We start from the raw sequence: 20487 nt of genomic DNA on the forward strand, positions 1-20487 counted from the left end.
CCCAGTGGTGACCTCCCCGCCGTGGAGGAGACTGGGAGCAGAGAAGGGGAGCGGACGGGGCTTCGACTCAGGCGAGGCTGGTTGCGATGGGCACAGGCGGCGTCACCCGGAGCAGGGACGGGCGTGAGCAGGCCGCGGCGCGGGGCTGGGCCAAGGTCGTCGTGAACGAGCGGGGTGTGGTGACCGGATGGAGCTCGGCGGCCCACCAATTGCTCGGCTGGCCGGCGGACCGGGTCCTGGGCCGTCCCGCCGTCGAACTGCTGGCCGGGGCGGACGAGGTGGCTGCTCACGGAGCGGGCCCGGCACCCGCCGCACCCCCGTCCTCCGCCACCGGTGCTCCCGCGCCCGACGGTTCCGGTCCCGGCCGCGGTTCCGCCTCCCGCTCAGGTTCCACCTCCCGTCCCGCCCCGGGGACCGCCTCCGACACCCTCTCCGGTCCCGGTCCCGGTCCTGGCGTCGGTGGCGTGCTGCTGCGGCACCGGGACGGAGGGCTGCTCTCCTGCCGTGTGGGCATCCGCCCCGGATCGGCCGACGGGCCCGGCGTCGGCTGGGAGGTGCTGCTCGGTCCCGCCACGGCGGGACCGGCTCCCACGACCGGGACCGCAGGCGGGGCGGGGTCCGCCGCGGAGCTGGACAGGGCGCTGCTCGAGGCGCTGTTCAGCCGCTCCCCCGTGGGGCTGTTCGTCGTCGACCCCGAACTCCGGCTCATCCGTATCAACCCCGCGGCGGAAGGCATGCAGGGTGTGGCCGTCGAGGAGGCGCTGGGGAAGCGGCCCGGGGAGGCGTGGCCCGACTTCAGCGCGGAACTCGCCGAGCGGGTGATGGGCCAGGTGCTCCGCACCGGCCTGCCGGTGATCGGCTGGGAGAAGCGCGGCAGGCCGCCCGGGGACCCCGGCCACGAGCACGTGTACTCGGCCTCCTCCTTCCGGCTGGAGGACACGGACGGCCGCGTCCTCGGGGTCGCCGATGCCGCGATCGACGTCACCGAACGACACCGGGCGCAGGAGCGGCTGACGCTGCTCGCCGAGGGCGGGGCCCGGATCGGGACGAGCCTGGAGGTCATGCGGACGGCGCAGGAGCTGGCGGAGGTGGCGGTGCCGCGGTTCGCCGACAGCATGGCCGTGGAGGTCCTGGAGGAGGTCCTGGCAGGCGAGGAGATCTTTCCCGGTGCGGTGCGCCCCGGGGCGGTACTGCGCCGTGCGGCGTCCCTGGCGGACAGTCCGGCGGAACCGGCGGGTGTGTACGCGGAGGGCGAGGTCAGCACCTTTCCGCCGGCCTCCCCGTCCCTCGAGGCTCTCACCGATCTCCAGCCGCGGCTGGTCGACGCGGTGGGGGCCGACAGCGCGTGGGTACTGCGGGATCCGGCGCGCGGCGCGCGGATCCTCGAGGACAGGATCCATTCGCTGATGGTCGTACCGCTCGTCGCCCAGGACCGGGTCCTCGGCATCGCCACCTTCTACCGCTGGGGAGCACAGGGCCCCTTCCGGGACGAGGACCTGACCCTCGCCACGGAGCTCGCCGGGCGCACGGCGGTGTGCCTGGACAACACGCGTCGCTACCTGCGCGAGCGCAACACGCTCATGGCACTGCAGCGCAGTCTGCTGCCCGGGGAGCTGCCGCACCACCACGGGGTGGAGGTGGCCCACGAATACGTGCACGCGGGCGCGGGCGGCGACTGGGTCGACGTCGTCCCGCTGTCCGGGGCGCGGGTCGCCCTGGTGGCCGGCAGCGTCCCCGGACGCGGGGTCGCCACCGCCGCCGCCATGGGACGCCTCCGGGCCGCGGTGCACACGCTGTCGGATCTGGACCTGGATCCGGAGGAACTGCTCGCCCGCATGGACGACCTGGTGCGGCGCCTCGACGGGGGCGACGGCCCGGAGGTGGCACTCGGCGGACGGCGTTCCGGCGGGGACGAGGAACCCTCGGCACCGGCCACCCCGGGAGCCGGTGCCCCGGTCACGGGCGAGGAGGCCGGATGCACCTGCCTGTACCTGGTCTACGACCCGATCTCGCAGCGCTGCGCCATGGCGAGCGCCGGCCATCCCGCTCCGGCCGTGGCCCGCCCGGACGGCTCGGTCACCTACCTCGACGTGCCGGCGGGGGCACCGCTCGGCCGTCCGGGACCGCCGTTCCGCAGGACGGAGGTCGAACTGCCGGAGAACGCGGTGCTCGTGCTCTGGACCCCGGGGCTGCTGCAGTCCCCGGCCGGGGGTGCTGCGCCCGCGGCCCGGGACCGGACGGGGACACCGGGGGCCGGTGCCGGTGAGGCGGCCGGGGCACGGCTGCTGGGTGCGCTGGCGCGTGCTCCGGGTTCCGTGCGCGAGACGTGCCGGATGCTGCTGGAGGCCCTGGTCCCCGACCGGCCGAGGGAGGACGCGGCACTGCTCGTGGCCCGTACGCATGCGCTGGGCCCGGGCCGGGTCGCCTGCTGGGACCTGCCGAGCGATCCGGCCGTCGTCTCCACCGCCCGGTCGCTCGTCACCCGTCAGCTGGCCTCATGGGCGCTCGACGAAGCCGCGTTCGCCACCGAACTGATCGCGAGCGAGCTGGTCACCAACGCGATCCGGTACGCCAGCGCTCCGGTACGGCTGCGTCTGATCCGCGACCACGTACTGACCTGCGAGGTGTCCGACGGCAGCAGTACCTCGCCCCGGCTGCGCCACGCCCGTACGACCGATGAGGGCGGCAGGGGGCTGCTGCTCGTGGCGCAGTGCTCGGAGCGCTGGGGTACTCGCTACACCGAGGACGGAAAGACCATCTGGGCCGAGCAGAACGTCGCCTGACGGGTGCTCGGCTCCCCAGGCTCCCGTGTCCGCGAGGGCGTGCGCCGCCACGGGCGGCCGGCCACCGGGTCGCCTCGAAGCGGTGCCGGCGCGGACGGCCACCGGCTCTCAGGCCGGCAGCGGTTTGCGATCGGCCCAGGGGCGGGCCCGCTCCAGCTCGGCGGCGAGGGACAGCAGTGTCGTCTCGTCGTCACGGCGGCCGACGAGTTGCACGGCGAGGGGCAGGCCGCCGGCGGTGAACCCGGCCGGGACGGAGGCCGCGGGGTTGCCGGTGACGTTCCACAGCGCGCAGTACGCGATCATCGGCATGGACCGCAGGGCCGCCCGCACGGTGCCCGTGCCCGTCAACCGACCCTCCATGGGCGGGAGTCCGGCGATCGTCGGGGTGAGCAGCACATCGACCCGGTCGAACACCCGGTTCGCCCTGGCCGCCGTCCTCTCCCCCTGGTTCATCGCCCAGCGTGTGACGCCGGGCCGGACCCAGGTGCCGAGGCGGACGGTCTCGCGGGTGCGGCGTTCGAGTCGGGCGTAGTCGTCCATGGCGAACGCCTCGGTGCGCAGACCGGCGAAGAACTGCGGCACGAAGGACGCGGTGGGGTCGGGGTAGTGGGGGTCGATCTCCTCGACGTGGTGGCCCAGTCCGGCCAGCAGACCGGCCGTCCCCGTCACGGCCCGGACGACCTCCGGCGCCGGTCGCACCCCTCGCGCCGCGGGCCGGGTGGACCACCCGATCCGCAGCCGGGGCGGTTCGGCGGCCGCGGCCGCGGCGAAGGAGCCGGCCGGTTCGCGGGCGCGGAACAGGTCCCCGGGGACGGAGCCCCGGATCGCGTCGTGGACGAGGGCGGAGTCCTCGACCGAGCGCGTCAGCGGGCCGAGCACCCCGAGCCCCCACCACAGGTGCGGCTGCGGCGCGGTGCTCACCCGCCCGCGGGTGGGCTTCAGACCGAACAGGCCGCAGCAGGCGGCCGGGATCCGGATGGAGCCGCCCCCGTCGCCGCCGATGGCGGCGGGAACCAGTCCGGCGGCCACCGCCGCCGCCGAGCCGCCACTGGATCCGCCGGGCGAGCGGTCCGGGGCCCAGGGGTTGCGGGTGCTGCCGTGCGCCGACGACTCGGTGAAGGGGAACAGCCCGAACTCGGGCATGTTCGTCTTGCCGATGACGACCGCGCCCGCGGCGCGCAGCCGTCGTACGACCTCGGAATCCGCGGGCGCGGGGCGGGTGTTGGCGGCGGTGCCGAAGGTCGTCACACGGCCCTCGACGTCGTTCTCCTCCTTGATCGCCACCGGTACGCCGTGGAGCGGGCCGCGCTCGTCCGCGGCGGTGGCGTCCCTGCGTCCGGCCTCGGCCAGCGCCTCCTCGGCCATGACGGCGGTGAAGGCGTTGAGGGTGCCGTCGTACCGTTCGATGCGGGCGAGCAGCAGCTCGGTGAGTTCCCGTGCCGACACCTCGCCGGAGCGGACGGCCGCCGCCTGTCCGGCTGCGCCCGCGTACGCAAGATCGTCCGTCATGACCGGGAACGTACATCCCGGTGCCGCCGCCGAAGAAGCGCCCCTCCAGGGTGATGCCGGTCACATCGCTGCCGTCGGGAGCGGCGTCGGGGCGGAGGAGCGGCGTCGGGGCGCGGACGGGACGCCGGGCGGCGCCGAGGGGGCCGGACGGAGCCTCCGCCTGTGCCCGCCCGCCGCCGGTCCCTCTCGGTTCCGGGCCCGAGCAGGCGCTCAAGCCCAGGTCTGCGAGTAGTAGTCCCGGTAGTTCCTGCGGCCCTGGGCCGTCTGGATCCAGCGGCTCACGACGAGCAGGACCAGGCTCGCACCGATGACACCGATGCCGGGGGCGACGGCACCGAGGGGGCCGAGCTCCGCGGCGATGTCCGTGACGATCCCCGGCCCGGACGTACCGCCCCACGGTGGAGCGACACCGCCCCCGGCTCCCGCCCCGGGCGCGGGACTCCCGGGTGCCGGAGCCGAGGGATCGGCCGGGGCGGGGGGTGTCGCGTCCGGGCCCGCCCCGCCCTGCGCTCCGGGGGTCTGACCGATGAGTGCCACCCCGAGGGACGCCATGGCGCCGGTGACCGGCTGGAAGTAGGTGGTGCCGCCGCTGTCGCAGTCGCCGGTGCCGCCCGAGGTGACGCCGAGCGCGATGCCCTGGGCGAACAACGGGCCGCCGCTGTCCCCGGATTCGGCGCAGACCGTGGTCTCGATCAGCCCGCCGACCGTGCCCTCGGGGTAGTTGACGGTCGCGTTGAGCGCGGTCACCCGTCCCGAGCGCAGTCCCGTGGTGCTGCCGCTGCGGAAGACCTCCTGGCCGACGGACGGGTCGGCGGCCCCGCTGATCCGTACGCCCCGGTTCTCCCCGACGGCCACGATGTCGGCGACGGCCGGGTCGGGCACCGAGCTCTCGTCGTACCGCACCAGGGAGTAGTCGTCGCCGGGGAAGCTCCCGGCGACCGTGCTGCCGACCCGGTCGTTCCGTCCTCGGTCGCCGAACCACGTGGTGCCCACGGGCCCGCAGTGGCCTGCCGTCAGGATGTACGACCGCTGCCCGTCGGTGACGTTGAAGCCCGCGGAGCAGCGGCTGTTCCCGCCGAACATCGGCGCGGCGCCGTTCAGACGGGTGGTGAAGGTGCCCGGGTTGCGTTCCATGCGGACGAAGCCGCCGATGTCCTCGGCGAGTTCGGTGAGCCGCGACCAGTCGGAGGCGGAGACCGTGCGGTCGGCGCGCACCACGACCTCGTTGGTGCGGTAGTTCACCGCCCAGGCTGTGCCCGTCACCCGCGGGGCTGCGCGCAGTGTCTCGGTGGCCGAGCGGAGTTCGTCCATGCTGTGGCGCACGGTCTTGGGGTTCGCCCCGGCCCGGCGCACCTCGGCCGCCGCGCCCGGGTCGGTCACCGCGACGACCGGGCGGCCGTCGGCCCCGATCCAGCTCCCGGCGGTACGGGACGTGCCGAGCCGTTCGACCACTTCCCCACCGGGGTCGGCGGCGCGTGTGACGGGCGCCGGGCCCGTGCCGGGGGGCCGTGTCTCCCCGGCCATGGCGTCGGAGACCATCAGCGAGCCGCAGACCAGCCCGCCGACCGCCGCCAGCCGGGCGATCCGCTGAAGGTTTCGTCGTGCGTGCCTCATCCGCGGCCCCAAGGTCGTACCGACACGGTGTCACCAGGTGTACGGGGCCCAGGAAGCGGCCTGGACCCCACCGTCTATACGCGGCCCGGCGCGGCGTCGTTCAACCGGGGTATCCATGGCCTCACGGGAGGGGGCGCCATGAGGGTGTTCGGACGGGTGAGGGCGGCCGGGGCCGCGGTTTCCGACAGCGAGCGGGAGCTGTTCGGCGGGCCGCTGCGGTACGACACGGGCTGGGCCGAGCACGAACGCGCGCGGCTGGAGCTGTCGATGCTCTCCGCGGTGCGGGCGATGCCGAGGCTGGTCGGCGGGACGCTGCGCAGGGCCTGGCGCGCGGACCGTTCGGCGCTGGTCGCGGTCGCCGTGAGCGAGATCGGGCAGGGCGTCGCCGCGGCCGTGGGACTGCTCGCGGTCAACTCGGTGATGCACGCCCTGCTCGGTGGCGGCGCGCCGGTCGACCGGCTGTACGCGGCGCTTCCGGCCCTCGGCGTCGTGGGTGCGGTCGGTGTGGTCAACGCGGGGCTCGCATGCTGGTCCACGTCGCGGGCCGGCCGCCTTGAGCCGCTCGTGGAGCGGCTTGCGACGACGGAGTACCTGGCGGCGGCAGCGGCGGTGGAGCTGGAGGCCATCGAGGACCCCGAGTTCCGCCGCCTCATCGACGTCGCCCAGTACGGCGCGGCCTCGGCCCGCCAGATGATCGGCGCCTGCGTCGCCGCGGTGAACGGGACCATCTCGCTGATCGCCGCGGGCGGTGTCCTGACGGTCCTGCACCCGGCGCTGCTGCCGATGCTCCTGTTGATCGCGGCCCCGCGCGGCTGGGGCGCCATGCGAGTGGCGCAGGAACGGTACATGTCGGTCATGGTGTGGGTGGAGCACATTCGAGCGGGCCGTCTGCTGGGCACTCTGCTCACCTCACGCACAGCCGCGCACGAGGTACGCGTTCACGGAGTGGGCGCCTTCCTGCTGGACCGCTATCGCGACATGGCTCAGAGCGCGGAGCGGGAGCAGAAGCGGCTCGCGACGGACAAGGCGTTCACCGAACTCGTGGCGGCGGGCATGTCCGGGGTCGCCACGGTGGCGACGTACGCGTTGATGGGCTGGCTGATCGTGGCGGGGCACATGGAGCTTGCGGTGGCGGGCACCGCCGTGATCGCGGTCCGGTCCGGCTCGGCGAACCTCGGCGCGCTGGTCATGAACGTCAACCAGCTCCACGAGGAGGCCCTGTACGTCCACGACCACGACCGCTTCCTGGCGGAGGCCGCCGCCTGCACCATCCCCGAGGGTGGCGTCGATGTGCCGGGCCGGGTGGGTGAGATCCGCGCGGAGGACGTCACCTACCGCTATCCCGACCGCGACGCACCGGCCCTGACCGGGGTGTCGCTGACGATCCCCATGGGGTCGGTCACGGCTGTCGTCGGGGAGAACGGCTCGGGCAAGAGCACCTTGATCAAGGTGCTCGCCGGGCTGCTGCTGCCCGGGACCGGCACCGTGCGCTGGGCGGGCGTCGACGTGGCCCGGCTCGACCGCGCCCAGGTCTTCGACCGGGTCGCCCTGCTCACCCAGGACTTCGAGCGCTGGCCGATGACGGCGGAGATGAACATCCGTATCGGCCGACCCGGACTCGGCGGCCTTGAAGGGCACTTGGCCGCGGCGGTGCGCTTCGCGGGCGCCGGCGCGCTCGTGGAGCGGCTGCCGCACGGGCTGCGGACGCTGCTGGCCCGGATGTTCCGGGGTGCGTCGGAGATCTCGGGCGGGGAGTGGCAGAAGGTCGGCCTCGCCCGTACGCATTTCCGCACGGCTCACTGCGCGGCGGACAGCCTGCTCATCGTCGACGAGCCCACGTCCGCGCTCGACCCCGAGGCTGAGATCGCGGCCTTCGACCGCATCCGGCAACTGGCCGGCCCACGGCGCGCGATCGTACTGGTGACCCACCGTATGTCCGGGGTGCGCCACGCCGACGCCATCCACGTGCTCCACGGGGGACGGCTGGTCGAACACGGAACCCACGACGAACTGATGGCGGCCGACGGCCGGTACGCGTCCATGTTCCGTACGCAGGCCGCGCAGTACGCGCCGGGGACGGGAGCGGGCCGGGACCGGGCGGGGCGGGATCCGTCATCCGGGGAGGGAGGGGCGCGGGGCGCGGCACCCGGGCTTCCGGGACCGCGCGGGGCCGACGGAGCGGAGGTGCCTGCGGAGCACCGCGCACAGCCGGGACGGCCGACGTCGTCCGGCGGCACGACCGCGTGCGACGGCGAACGGCGAACGGCCACCGGGACGGGTCCCGTGACCGGACCGGCTCCCCCTGACCGGACCGGCTCCCCCTGACCGGCCGGGATGAACACCTCGCCGTCCACGCGGGGGCCGGTCCGCGCCCCCGCCCGGTCCGTGCCGATGCACGGTCCGTGCCGATGCACGGTCCGCGCCCTCGGGGCGCGCGTCCCGCGGCCGCCTCGGCCGGGCGTCCGTCCGGTGCTTCCGTCCGGGGCTCACCAGTCGCGGGCCGCTTCCAGGATTCGGTCGCGGACCGGAGCGACGCGGGGGTTGTCCGGCACGCCCGGGCGTTGGGCCAGGTAGCAGGTGTTGATGGGCGGCTCGTCGAGGTCGTGGAGAAGGACGAGGGCCCCCGAGGCAAGTTCGTCGAGGCAGAGATAGCGGGGCAGCACGGCGAAGCCCGCGCCCGCCGTGACGGCGGCGACGACGCCCCGGAGGTCGGGGGCGGTGACGGCCGCGTGGCAGGACAGACGGGTGCCGAAGGCATGGCGCCAGTACCGCCTGGCGATGGGCAGGTCCTCGGCGTACGTGATCAGCGGGACACGATGCAGTACCGAGGGCCCGTCGCTGCTCACACCGCCCCCGATCCGCTCCGCCCACACGGGCGCGGAGACGAGTACGAACTCCTCGTCCATCAGCGGCACGGCGGACAGCGTGCGGCCACGCGGCCGTCCGGTGGCGATGACGAGATCGTGGCGCCCGGCACGCAGTTCGTCGAGGAGCGCGTCCGTGAGACCCATGGTCACGCGCAGCCGCACCCCGTCGGCGACGAGCGGGGCCAGGGCGGGCAGCACGCGGCTGCACAGCAGTTCGGCGGGACCCGCGAGGTGGACCGGCTCGTTGGGAACGCCTTCGGGCGTACCCGCTCCGGTGGCGGCGGCGAGCGCGTCCAGGGGCGCGGCGATGCGCGCGGCGAGTTCGTCGGCCACGGGGGTGGGAGCGACGCCTCGCGGCAGCCGTACGAACAGCTCGCGTCCGGACTGTCGTTCCAGTGCGCGCATCTGTGCCGTCACGGTGGGCTGCGACAGACCCAGCAGAGACGCGGCGGCGGTGAAGGACCCCGAGCGGTACACGGCGAGGAAGGTCCGCAGCAGGTTCAGATCGGCGGGGGAGGCCGGCGGCGGCGCGCCGGGCCCCGGGCCCACGGCCGGTTCGGGGACACGCGGGTCCGGCCCGCGCCGTTCGGGCCCTCGTCCGCCCGGGCCGCCACCGGAGTCTGCTTTGTGTCTCACTCCATGAACCCTAGCCGCCGGGAGCTGCTCAGCACCGATCCAAGCCATTGGAATCCCGATGGCAAAGATAGGTTTTCCCATTGGCCACCTATGACTGAACGGGTCTACGGTCGGTGCCGAACGCATATCCGGGCCCCGTTGCAGAGGGCCGCTCCTCACTGGGAGTACCAAGCATGTCGAAGATCCTTTTCGTAATCACCGGCGCCGGTCACTGGACCCTGGCCGACGGCAGCCGCCACCCCAGCGGCTTCTGGGCCGAGGAGGCCGTCGCCCCCTACGAGGCGTTCAGGGCGGCCGGGCACGAGGTCGTCGTCGCCACCCCGGGCGGCGTCGTGCCCACCGTGGACCGGCACAGCCTCGCGCCCGAGGTCAACGGCGGGCCGGAGGGTGCCGCGAAGGTCAGCGCCGGCCTCTCCGCGCTCACCGAGCTCCGGAGCCCGGTGAAGCTGGAGGACGTCGACCTCCACGAGTTCGCGGCCGTCTTCTACCCGGGCGGCCACGGTCCGATGGAGGACCTCGCCGACGACCCGGCCTCGGGTCGGCTGCTGGTCCGCGCACTGGACTCCGGCAAGCCGCTCGCGGTGCTCTGCCACGGCCCGGCCGCCCTGCTCGCCGCGACGCACGCCGACGGCTCGAACGCCTTCGCCGGCTACCGCGTCGCCGCGTTCACCAACGCCGAGGAGACCCAGGCCGGTTTCGCCGACCGCGCGAAGTGGCTCCTCCAGGACCGCCTGACGGAGGCCGGGGTACTGGTCCAGGAGGGCGAGCCCTGGGCCGCGAACGTCGTCGTCGACCGAAACCTGATCACGGGCCAGAATCCGGCCTCCTCGGCCGGGGTCGCGTCCGAGGTCCTGAAGAAGCTGGCCTGACCCTGGGACCCCGGCCGGCCGGGCCCGGGTCGGACGGGCCCGTCCTCGGCCGTCGACTGCGTCGTGGTGCACTCGGGTACGCCGGGACGGATGCGCAAGGCCGGGTGGGCCCGGCCAGGGTCCGATCGTTGCTGGGGCGACCGGAGTTCCGGCGGCTGCCGGCGTGCCCGGCGGGACGGCCGTCAGGCGTCCCGCGGGGCGCCCTCCTGCGTCTGCCCGGCCTGCCGGGACCGGAGGACCGCGGCAGTCCGGGCGCACCACTGGGAGGTCTCCTGTTCGAAGCGCAGGCCACGCAGACAGGTCAGGTACGGGCCGACGCGGTCCGCGGTGGCGAGGAAGGTGTCCTCGTCGAGTTCGCCGCGCAAGCGCCGCAGGAAGCGCTCGAAGAAGTCGGTCTTGGCGGCGGCCGTGGCCGCCCGCTCGTCGAGCTGTTCGATCACGGGCGCCATGGGCGCGCTGTCCACGGCCTGCACCTTGACCAGGAGGTCGTCGCGGATGAAGGACGGTTTCGCGACGGTCTCCGCAAAGCGCGCCAGTTCTTCCAGTCCCTCTTCCGTGATGGTGAACAGCCGCTTCGGCGGACGGGCTTCCTGGATCACCTGGCGGCCCTCGACCAGCCCGGCCTGCTCCAGTTTGGTCAGCTCCAGATAGAGCTGCTGCGGAAGGGCGTGCCAGAAGTTCGCCACCCCCAGGTCGAAGGCCTTCGCGAGTTGGTAGCCGCTGGACTCCCCGTCCAGCAGGGCCGCGAGCACCGCATGGCGCAGCGCCATGACTCCGCCTCCCGCTCCGTGTCGTTTCCCGGTCCGTACCGTCGGAAGCGTACTCAACGGCATGAGTAGTCACTTCCTTGACCGGACGGGTGGGCCGAGGCGCGTCGACGGCCGCGCTTCCGTACAGGGCCATGCGCCCACCCGCCGGGAATCGCCGGGGCGTGCGCCGCCTGCCGGCAAATGCCGGGCCGTGCGCCCGTCCGCCTCGACACGTCGGGCGGACGAGCACGCGCCGGTCTCGCCGGGGAACCGGGCCGCCGTCGGGGCCGGTTCGGGCCGTGACCCGTTCCGGCCGTCGCACCCCTGGCGTTCACGGGTCCGCACCGGGCGGGTATCCGTACGCGCCGTAGAGCCGGACGAAACGGGCCGGGACGATGGTCCGGCACGGCGTGAGGCCCCGGGGCGTGCGCTCGTGGAGCCACACCTGTTCCCGCCCGCCCGGACCGATCGGCTGGACTAGTCGGCCCCCGACGCGCAACTGCCCCACCAGTGGTTCCGGCACTTCCGGGAAGGCCGCCGAGACGACGACGGCGTCGTAGGGCGCCCGTTCCGGCGAGCCGAGCGTGCCGTCGGCGGTGGTGACCGAGACGTTGCCGGCACCCGCCCGGGACAGTCGGCGGCGGGCCTGCCCCGCCATGTCGGCCCAGCGTTCCAGGCTGACGACCTCCCCGGCGAGGCGGGCCAGTACGGCGGCCTGGAAGCCGTAGCCGGTACCGACCTCCAGAACCCGCTCGCCACCGGTCAGTCCGAGCGCCTCCACCATCAGGGCCACCAGGCTCGGCTGGGTGGTCACCTGGCCGTGCGGAAGAGGAACGGGGACGTCGAGGTAGGCGGACACGACCTCCGCGCGGGGGACGAAGTCCGCCCGCCGGACGCTTCGCAGCGCTTCGAGGACGCGCTCGTCCCGCACTCCCACGGCCCGCGAGGCCCGGACCAGGTCCTCGGGACCGGGCCCCTCGCCACGCCCCTGGCGGCCCTCCCGCTCCGGGGACGGCCCTGACCACGAGTCCCGAGAGGGTTCCGACCGCGGTGGCGACGACCCGGGGGACGGTTCCCACGACGGCTGCGGTGACGGCTGCCGCGACATCATCGTGCCCCCTGTCCGGTGCGGTCGCCGGGCCGCGTCACGGGTGGTTCCGGATACGACAGACTCATCGTCACTCCTCGCCGCCCGGCTCCTCCTCTTCGATGATGCACTCGGGCCACCCGGCCGCTCCAGGGCGCACGGGCGTCCCGAGCGCCGCGGAGGGCGCCCCGCGTCGGGCGGTGCAGGACGCGAGGCGCGCCGCGCCGGTCAGGTCACACCCGCGGTCGGCCGGGGAGGTCGCCGGACGGGGTCGCGCCGCGGGGCTGCTTCCGCCCCGCGCCTCCGCCCCGTGCCTCCGCCCCGCGCTTCAGCCGTGCCCGGGACCGAGTCCCATGGCCGAGTCCCACGCGGGAAGGTCCGGCTGACGCCCGGCGCAAGGACCGGTGGGCATCGGGTGCGGCGACTCGCTCCGGCAAGGGTTCCGCATCAGGTGCGACGACTGGCCGCACAAGGGTTCCTTTCCCGCCATGTTGGCGCGTACTGTGCGTTTCCCCGGCACCCGCCCGCCGGGGAAACGCGGTGCACCTCCCCCTTGCGCACCGCCGCGAGACCCCGCCCGCATCCGCACGGCGGGGCCTCGCCACGTCCCATCCCGGTGCCCCGCCCCCGCACTCCCCGGCCCGCTCCCGCACCCCCCTCGGCGGCACCCTTCGCGTCCCGCAGCCCGCCTCATTCCGGCCGGTCGCCGCGTCGGGCCAGGACAGCACGGGTGCGCCGATGTTCCAGGCGTCGTCCTCACCACTGTGGTGGCGGCCCTCCGGGGGAAGACCGGGGATCCGCAGCGCCTGCGCCATGCCCGGGCGTTCGCGCAGGCCGTACGCGTCGGTCAACACGGCCTTGGCGTTGGTGTGCCGCTGCCCGAAGGCGTACGCCGTACCGGTCGCCGCGCACTGCCGGGCGATCCGCCTGCGGTCGTAGTCTCCCCAACTGGCCCACAGGAGCCGCGCAGTGCTCATGGCGCCGAGACCAGGGAGCACGAGGTCCGCACATCACCCGGACGTCCGTCGGCCCGGGGGGTGTTGCGGCCGGTCGCACGCGGCGGCCGGGCAGGCAGCGGGTCACCGGCCGGGCCGGCCGTCAGGACCGCCCGACCGGTGACCCGGCCGGGCGGTACGGCACCGGCGGTGACCCGACCGGTGCCGCGCGGCCGTTCCCTCCCGGCCAGACGGAGGTCGCTACGCCGCCGGCACCCGGCTCTTCCCGTCCGCGGGCGCGTACACGTACCCACGCCGGAGAGCGTCCCCGTACCCGTGCCCGGAGGAAGCGGTCACTGCGACACGGGACTCGGTCCGCGTCCCGTTCACCGTCACCGCGAGCAGGGCCGTCCCGGGGCGCAGTCCGGTGAGCAGGCCCGTCGACGGGTCGTACGCGGCGATGTGCCACGGCCTCGCCCGGCCGGGATCGCCCACGTACACGTTCGGGGAACCGCTCCAGTCGACGCTCATCGGGAAGCGGGCCGGCACCTCGCGGACGGCCGTGCCCCGGCCCTGCCGGACGACGGCCGTGACGGACTCGTCGGTGGCGACCGGCAGGGACGCCGGGGCGTCGAGCGCCAGCCCGTCGACGTGCGCGCGGGTCTGGACGGTCACCCAGTCCGGCCCGCCGGCCCACGGCGAGTGCCGTGCCGCGGTCTGGTCGGCGCCCGACACCCTGTCGACGCCGACCAGCGACCAACCGGTGAAGCCGCCCTCGTCCACCGGAGTGGAGGGCGCCTTCCCGGAGTTGCCGTTGACCAGGTACGGGACGCCGTCGACGCGCTCCGCGTGGAAGGTGCCGACATGGCCGCCGACGAAGGCCGCTCCCTTGCCGGTCTCCCGCCGGAACGCGGAGAGCCAGCTCTCCAGCAGCGCGGCCTCCTTGCGGTCGCCGAGCTGGCTGCCCCGCTGCGGTGTGGGGTCGCGCGTCGGCACGTGCTGGACGACCATCACCGAGCCGACGCTCTTGTCGGCGGCCGCCGCGTCCAGTTGTTCGCGCAGCTCCTTGATCTGGGCGAAGCCACCGCCGCGCAGTCCGAGGCTGGAGGTGTCGAGGGTGACGAACCGGGTGCCCCGGTGGTCGAACGTCCGCTGGGCGGGCCCGAACTCGGCCACGAAGTTGTCGATCCTGCCGCCCATGACCTCGTGGTTGCCCGGTACGTAGTACCAGGGCAACTCGCCCCCCAGCTCCTCCTCGAGGACGGTGCGGGCGAACGCCAGGTCCTCGGGCGAGCCTTCGTCGACCAGGTCGCCGTTGACGACCACGAAGTCGGGCCCGGCCGCTCTGATCTCGCGCAGGGTACGGCGGGCCTGGGCGACGACGGGGCTGTCGGGGCTGCGGGCCACGAACTGCGCGTCGGAGATGACCGCGAACCGCCAGTCCCGGCTCTGGGTGCCCGCCGCGGATCCGACGAGCGGGTCCCGGTGCGGCGGCTCGGCGGGCAGCGCGACGGCGGGCGGGACCTCGGCGGTGAGGTCGTCGACGACGATCCTGCCCGTGTACGAGCGGTCGGCGCCGGTCTCGGCGAGGTAGAAGCGGTGGAGCCGCAGGGGGTACGAGACGCCGGGGGGCACCGCGAACTCGACGTGCCGCCAGCCGGTCCACGTCACGTACGGCCCGCGGAGCAATTGGTCGGACCCGGCCGAGTCCTTCAGGTGGAGCGTCGGCCAGGCTCCGTTCCCGTCGCCCTTGACCCAGAGCCCGAACGACTGCGGCTGGCCGTCGACCGGGATCGCTCCCGGCGGACTGGCGTAGGCGGCCCGGGTCGCGGTGGACCGGGTGAAGTCGTAGGCGATCTCCAGGCCGGTGCCGGTGCGCCCGTCGGCCGTGGGTGCGACCGAGCCGGAGGCACGGGCGGCGGTGAACGTCCAGCGCCCGGCGTCGTCGAACGACGCGACCTCCCGGGCGGCCAGGCCGACGGTCACGGCGATGACCGTGCTCCTGCCCGCCACCGTGACCGTGACCCGGCCGGCCGCGGGCTCTGCCACGCGTGCCCTGACGGAGAAGCCGCCCTCGGTGTCGGGGGCGATGTCGAAGAGGGAGCGGTCGTAGTCGAGCCGGACGTCCGCGGGTTCGACGGGGGCGCTGGTCCCGTGCGCGTCGAAGCCGAGGACGCCGAAACGCCCGGACGCCTCCGCGTCGGCGAGAGCCACGCGCCGCTCCGAGGTGCGAATGCGAACCAGGTCGTCGAGGACGGTCAGCCGGATGGATCCGCGGGCGCTCCCGCGCCGAGCGGTGACGTGCGTGTCACCGCTGCGCCGGGCGGTGAACACCCCGTCGGTGCCGACCCGCCCGGCCAGGGGGTTCCCCGTGTACCAGCGCGGGGCCCCGCCGGCGGGCCCGTACGTCTCGTCGTAACCGGCGGCGGTGAGGCGGCGGGTGAGCCCGGGGAAGACCCGTTCGGGGTGGCCGCCCCGGACGGGGTCGGCGGTGGGTGCGGTACCGGGGTCCATGGCCGTCTCGACCCGGTAGCCCCTGAGCCGTCCGCTGCCGTCGGGCGCGGTGAGGGCCAGGCCGTTGGGTACGGTCCGTTCGACGCCGTCGGACGGGCTGTTCTCGACCTGCACGGTGTCGCTGCCCTGCTCGCGGGCGACGAGGGTGGAGGAACCACCGCCGTCGAGGTTGACGGCGTTGTGGGCGCCCGCCCGTCGCATCATCAGGGCGAGTTCGGTGAGGGTCACCCCGCCGCTGTCGGCCTGGCGGCCGTCGACGGTCAGGATCCGCATGATGCCGCCGTCCCGGGAGAAGCCGACCGCGGTGCGGGGGGCGGCGGCGTTGTTCCCACCACCCTCGTGGTCGACGGGTACGCCGTCGACCACGAGGAGTTCACTGGCACCGATCGCGGTGCGCGGAAGCCGCCCCGTGGCGGCGCGTGGGCGGTACTCCAGGGTGACCGGGTCACCGACGGCGAGTGCGACGAGCGCGTCCGCGCCGGCGTCCCGGCCGACGAGCACGGTCGTGCCCGGCGGGACCGGCCCCTTTCCTGGCGCGCCGGCAGCGGCGGTCACCCTGCCGTCCGTGACGGCGACTTCGGCGGTGCGCTGCGCGCCGTCGACGGTGAGGGCCCGGTCCGCCTCGCCCCACTGGGCGTTGTACGCTCCGACGCCGTTCGCGGGGACGTCGGCCGCGTTGAGCGCGGCGAGAGGACGGGTACCGGCGGGCAGGGTCAGCGTGCCGTCGAAGTACATCCGCAGCACGCGGCCGGCGTCACCGGGACCGAAGCCGAGGGCCCGGTGGTGGCCGGCGGCGGGCGAGTTGAGCAGGCGGCCGTCCTGGAGGGCGATGCCGCTGGGAGCACCGGTCTGGTTGATGTCGAAGAAGTCCCCGTTGATCGCGGCGACGGTACGGCGTCCAGGTCCGGGGTCGTGCTCGGCGGCCATCCGGGACACCGTTTTCCGGGCGGCGACCTTGCCCGGGTGGAGATAGTCCACCCTCGTCCCCCGGGTGAGGTCGACGGACAGCGAGTCGACGCGGAGCCACTTGTCGGACTCCAGCCGGTCGTACGAGCTCAGTTCGACGCCGGGGGCCAGTGGACGACTGGTCCGGGCCGTCTCCAGTCCGTCGCCGTCGGCGACGGTGAAGCTCTGGAGACCCTTGCCGCCCGGGTCGGCGCCGGTACGGTCGGCGTCACTCGCGGCCGGCGGGGAGACGGGCCGAAGCATCTCGGCCGCGGTCCGCGGGAGGGGATCGGGCGGGGGTGCGGACCCGGCTGCGGCGGCCGGCCCGGCGGCCCCGACCGCCAGGGCCGAGCACACCGCCACGACGGTCGCGCTTCTTCTCAGTCCAGGTGAAAGCACGGCGACTCCGGTGAGGGCGGGCGGTCACGTGCGCCCGGTGCGCACGTGACGGCGCTTCAGCATCGCGGCGCGAGTGATGCCTTACCAGAGGGCGTTGGCGACATCGGGGCGAACAACCGGCGCTGCCGGTGCGCGAGTGGGAAGCGGCCCGCCCGGGGCCACCGCGCATCGCCGGCGTCTCGGGCCGCACCGGCACGGGAGGACCGGCAGGGGGACGGACCGGCGGAGGCGGACCGGCGGGATGGGTCCCGCGGCTTGGGGACGTGCGCAGGACAAAGGCGCCCCCGTCGCCGCCGCGGTGGCGGGAACAGGGGCGCGCATTCGCCGTTCGGAGCCGGCGGTGGGCACGGAGCTGCCGGACCCGCCGGGGTGATCGGGTACGGACCCGGGAGTTCGGCGCCCGGGTCCTGCTCGGGCCCGCTCCGGGAGGGACCGGAGCGGATCAGTAGGCGGAGTCGACGTTGTCGATGGAGCCGTAGCGGTCGGCGGCGTAGTTGGCTGCCGCGGTGAGGTTGGCGACCGGGTCGGTCACGTCGTGCTCGGTGCCCTTGACGTGGTAGGCGTCGAAGGTCGGCTGGATGACCTGCAGCAGCCCCTTGGAGGGGGTGCCGTTCTGGGCGTTGACGTCCCAGTTGTTCTGCGCGTTCGGGTTTCCGCCGGACTCGCGCATGATGTTGCGGTGCAGGCCCTCGTAGCTGCCCGGGATGTCCTCGGACTCCATGATGTCCAGGGCCTCACGGATCCAACCGTCGAGGTTGTCCTTGTACTGCTTCTTGTCCTTCTTCGCCTTCTTCGCCGGAGCCTCGGCCGCCACAGCCTTGCCGGACGCGACGCTCACCGAAGCCTGCTCGGCGGCGTGCGCCGGCGACGGGGCCAGCGTGAGGGCCGCTGCCGCGGCACCGGCGGTGGCGATGCCGGCGACGGAGAGCTTGCGAAGACGGGCGATACGGCCGGTGGTGGACTGCGTGCGAGCGGTCATGCGGGAGGACTCCAATGATGGACTGCGTGGGGAGGAACCATGGGCGGTTCGGCAGGAGCTGAGCGATCGGTGCGGATGGCGACCCGCTCGGCCCGGCACTCACTCCCCGGGACGTCAGCCATCGTGGAGGGCACCCCCGCCCGAACGCAAAGATGTGACGTACTACCGTTCTACGGAGAAATGTCCGATTTCGCGTCTCGCATGCGCTCCCCGAAGGCCACTCGGCCCCCGGTTCCACTACCGCCCTTAGGACGTGACGCGCCTCCTATGCCCGGCATCACACGGAGGCGCCGCTTCCACCCATCCGACACGACTCGGAGTATCCGGTCGCTCACGCACCGCCGACCGCCGGGGACCACGGCGGATGACGTTTCGGTTGCGACGCGGTCGGGTGTCGTTCCCCCTCGCAGGAGTCGGTCGTTCCCCAGGCATGAACGCCATCGGCAGGGAGACCCCACTCGCTCCGGCCGCGTCCTGCGTCGACGCGTACTGGCTCGACTCCCACACGCACGACCCGCTCAGCTGCCTCGTCCGGGTCCAGGCCCGGCATGACGCCCGCAGCGGAGCCTCTCCCGAGGCGTCCCGCCCCGGCGAGGACGGGGACCGGCGCACGCCCGGGTCCCCGCCGGCACACGGAGGAAGACACCCCGTTGAGCCGTGGATCGTGCCGCCCGGCCTGCCGCCCCGGCTCCCCTCGCCATCCCCGCCCCCGCCGCCCGGCAGCGACGGCTGACTTCGACCCGCCCGGCCCGGGCCCGCCCCGCCCGGGCCGGCTCCGCTCACGTCACCGGTCCCTTCGGCGCGCCTGCCGACCGGACGGGGCCTCAGCGTCGCGCGGAGCGCCACGCCACGCGCGACCGACGGCACCACCACCGCCACCGTGGAGACTCGGCATCGCGGGGCCGAATCGCGCCCCGGACCCCTCCCCGGGCCTCGACCCCCTGGACGACGGGGTGAACGGTGCGCCGGGGTACGGACCCCACGTCGGGGCCGATCATGTGACGGTACGACAGATGCGGCAGGATGACTCGCGCGCCGAACGGATCCGAACCGCCCGGCGCGACGCACAACGGCATCCCCCGACACGCACAGGTGGCTCGTGACGACTCATCACATCCGACTCACTGCGGCAGGCGCACCCCGCCGCACCCACGCACCGGGAGGTACGAGGTGAACCGGGCCCTCACCCTCCACGACCTCGTCGTCGCCGGTATCGCGCTGGCCGCGGGCACAGCGGCCGCCGTACTGCTGCGGGTGATCCTGAGATGGCTCGGGGTACGCGCAAGGAGAACGAAGTGGAGCGGCGACGACATCATCGTCGACGGCCTGCGGACGATCGCCCCCTGGGCCGCGGTGACCGGTGGCGCGGCGGTAGCCGCCTCGGCCCTCCCGCTGACGGCCCGGGTCGGACGCAACGTCACCATGACGCTGACGGCGGTGCTGATCCTGGCGGCGACGGTCACCGTCGCGCGGGTCGTCGCCGGAATGGTGCAGGCCCTGGCGCAGTCCAGGTCCGGTGTCGCCGGTTCGGCCACCATCTTCGTGAACATCACCCGCGTCGTGGTCCTGGCCATGGGTTTCCTGGTGATGCTGGAGACTCTGGGCGTCTCCATCGCGCCGCTGCTCACCGCGTTGGGAGTGGGCGGTCTGGCGGTGGCACTGGCCCTGCAGGACACCCTGGCCAATCTCTTCGCGGGCGTGCACATCCTCGCCTCCCGCACGGTGCAGCCCGGTCACTACATCAAGCTCAGCAGCGGTGAGGAGGGCTACGTCGTCGACATCAACTGGCGCAACACCGTCGTGCGTACGCTCTCGCACAACCTCGTGATCATCCCCAACACGAAGCTCTCCGGCACCAACATGACCAACTACCACCGCCCCGAGCAGCACATGTCGCTCCTGGTGCAGGTGGGGGTCGGCTACGACAGCGACCTCGAGCACGTCGAGCACGTGACCGTCGAGGTCGTGAAGAGCGTCATGGCCGATGTCGAGGGGGGTCTGCCCGACCATGAACCCCTCGTCCGCTTCCACACGTTCGGCGACTCCCGGATCGGGTTCACGGTGATCCTCGGGGTCGGCGAGTTCAGCGACCAGTACCGGATCAAGCACGAGTTCATCAAGCGGCTGCACAAGCGCTACCGGTCGGAGGGCATCAGCGTGCCCGCTCCCCGGCGCATCGTCTCCGTCCACCAGACGGAGATCCCGCAGCCCGAGCTGCCCATCCCCGGTCCGCGCGTCGCCACGGACACGATGACCACGCCGGTGAGCCCGACGCCACCCGTCTGACGGGGCGAGGCGGTCCGCCCGCACCTCGCCGTTCCGACACGGCTCCGGGCGTTCCGCGTCGCCTGCCCGGGGCCGAGGCGGCCGATCCCGACTGCGCCGTTCAGCAGGCGGAACGGCCGCCGCGGTGGCCGGTCCCCGGCGACGCGACCGGGCGGGACTGCGCGGCCCGGGTCCTCGCCGGGCGCCGTGACCGGTGCGGGCCCTCGCCGCACCGGCCATGGCGCCTCTGTGTGCCGGATGACCGGCCCGGACCGCCCGTCGGACGCCCCGGAGGGCTTGCGTACCCCAGCGGCAGGCGGCGGCCTCTGCGGAACG

At 74.1% G+C, this 20487-nt stretch carries 11 protein-coding genes and 1 pseudogene; 4 read left to right on the forward strand and 8 right to left on the reverse strand.

The genetic code is table 11. From position 1 onward, the window contains the following. Nucleotides 1-86: 86 nt before the first annotated feature. Complete coding sequence (locus AB0J10_RS03700; RefSeq protein ID WP_363057405.1) at nt 87-2783, forward strand: SpoIIE family protein phosphatase; 2697 nt, start codon at nt 87-89, stop codon at nt 2781-2783. 108 nt (nt 2784-2891) lie between these two features. Here AB0J10_RS03700 and AB0J10_RS03705 read toward each other — a convergent pair whose 3' ends face one another. Further along, nucleotides 2892-4292 (reverse strand): amidase, encoded by a 1401-nt coding sequence (locus tag AB0J10_RS03705; RefSeq protein ID WP_363057407.1) that lies wholly within the window; start codon nt 4290-4292, stop codon nt 2892-2894. A gap of 210 nt (nt 4293-4502) precedes the next feature. Continuing rightward, the gene (locus AB0J10_RS03710; protein WP_363057409.1) at nt 4503-5906 is read right to left on the reverse strand and encodes a S1 family peptidase; all 1404 of its coding nucleotides are present in this window, start codon (nt 5904-5906) and stop codon (nt 4503-4505) included. 138 nt (nt 5907-6044) lie between these two features. On the opposite strand from AB0J10_RS03710, the gene AB0J10_RS03715 reads away from it, so the two are divergent. Further along, complete coding sequence (locus AB0J10_RS03715) at nt 6045-8231, forward strand: ABC transporter ATP-binding protein (protein WP_363057411.1); 2187 nt, start codon at nt 6045-6047, stop codon at nt 8229-8231. 161 nt (nt 8232-8392) lie between these two features. On the opposite strand, the gene AB0J10_RS03720 is transcribed toward AB0J10_RS03715, so the two are convergent. After that, nucleotides 8393-9322, reverse strand: a complete 930-nt coding sequence (locus AB0J10_RS03720; RefSeq protein WP_363057585.1) for a LysR family transcriptional regulator — start codon at nt 9320-9322, stop codon at nt 8393-8395. 260 nt (nt 9323-9582) lie between these two features. Here AB0J10_RS03720 and AB0J10_RS03725 point away from each other — a divergent pair, with 260 nt between their 5' ends. Beyond that, nucleotides 9583-10278, forward strand: a complete 696-nt coding sequence (locus tag AB0J10_RS03725; protein WP_363057413.1) for a type 1 glutamine amidotransferase domain-containing protein — start codon at nt 9583-9585, stop codon at nt 10276-10278. Between the two features lie 182 nt (nt 10279-10460). Here AB0J10_RS03725 and AB0J10_RS03730 read toward each other — a convergent pair whose 3' ends face one another. The 5 genes and pseudogenes from AB0J10_RS03730 to AB0J10_RS03750 all read right to left on the reverse strand — a co-directional run bounded on the left by AB0J10_RS03730 (nt 10461) and on the right by AB0J10_RS03750 (nt 17886). Next, a complete protein-coding gene (locus tag AB0J10_RS03730) occupies nt 10461-11048 on the reverse strand; it encodes a PadR family transcriptional regulator (RefSeq protein WP_363057415.1) in 588 nt (195 codons plus the stop codon). Between the two features lie 310 nt (nt 11049-11358). Further along, the gene (locus tag AB0J10_RS03735) at nt 11359-11985 is read right to left on the reverse strand and encodes a protein-L-isoaspartate(D-aspartate) O-methyltransferase (protein ID WP_363057587.1); all 627 of its coding nucleotides are present in this window, start codon (nt 11983-11985) and stop codon (nt 11359-11361) included. A gap of 851 nt (nt 11986-12836) precedes the next feature. Beyond that, a pseudogene (locus tag AB0J10_RS03740) lies at nt 12837-13085 on the reverse strand (DNA polymerase III); the annotation flags it as partial. A 225-nt stretch (nt 13086-13310) separates the two neighbouring features. After that, complete coding sequence (locus AB0J10_RS03745; protein ID WP_363057589.1) at nt 13311-16865, reverse strand: phosphodiester glycosidase family protein; 3555 nt, start codon at nt 16863-16865, stop codon at nt 13311-13313. A gap of 484 nt (nt 16866-17349) precedes the next feature. Then, nucleotides 17350-17886 (reverse strand): transglycosylase SLT domain-containing protein, encoded by a 537-nt coding sequence (locus tag AB0J10_RS03750; RefSeq protein WP_363057417.1) that lies wholly within the window; start codon nt 17884-17886, stop codon nt 17350-17352. A gap of 1170 nt (nt 17887-19056) precedes the next feature. On the opposite strand from AB0J10_RS03750, the gene AB0J10_RS03755 reads away from it, so the two are divergent. Continuing rightward, nucleotides 19057-20172, forward strand: a complete 1116-nt coding sequence (locus AB0J10_RS03755; RefSeq protein WP_363057419.1) for a mechanosensitive ion channel family protein — start codon at nt 19057-19059, stop codon at nt 20170-20172. The last annotated feature ends 315 nt before the right edge of the window (nt 20173-20487 follow it).

This window comes from Streptomyces sp. NPDC049887 (assembly GCF_040656535.1).
Lineage (GTDB): Bacteria > Actinomycetota > Actinomycetes > Streptomycetales > Streptomycetaceae > Streptomyces.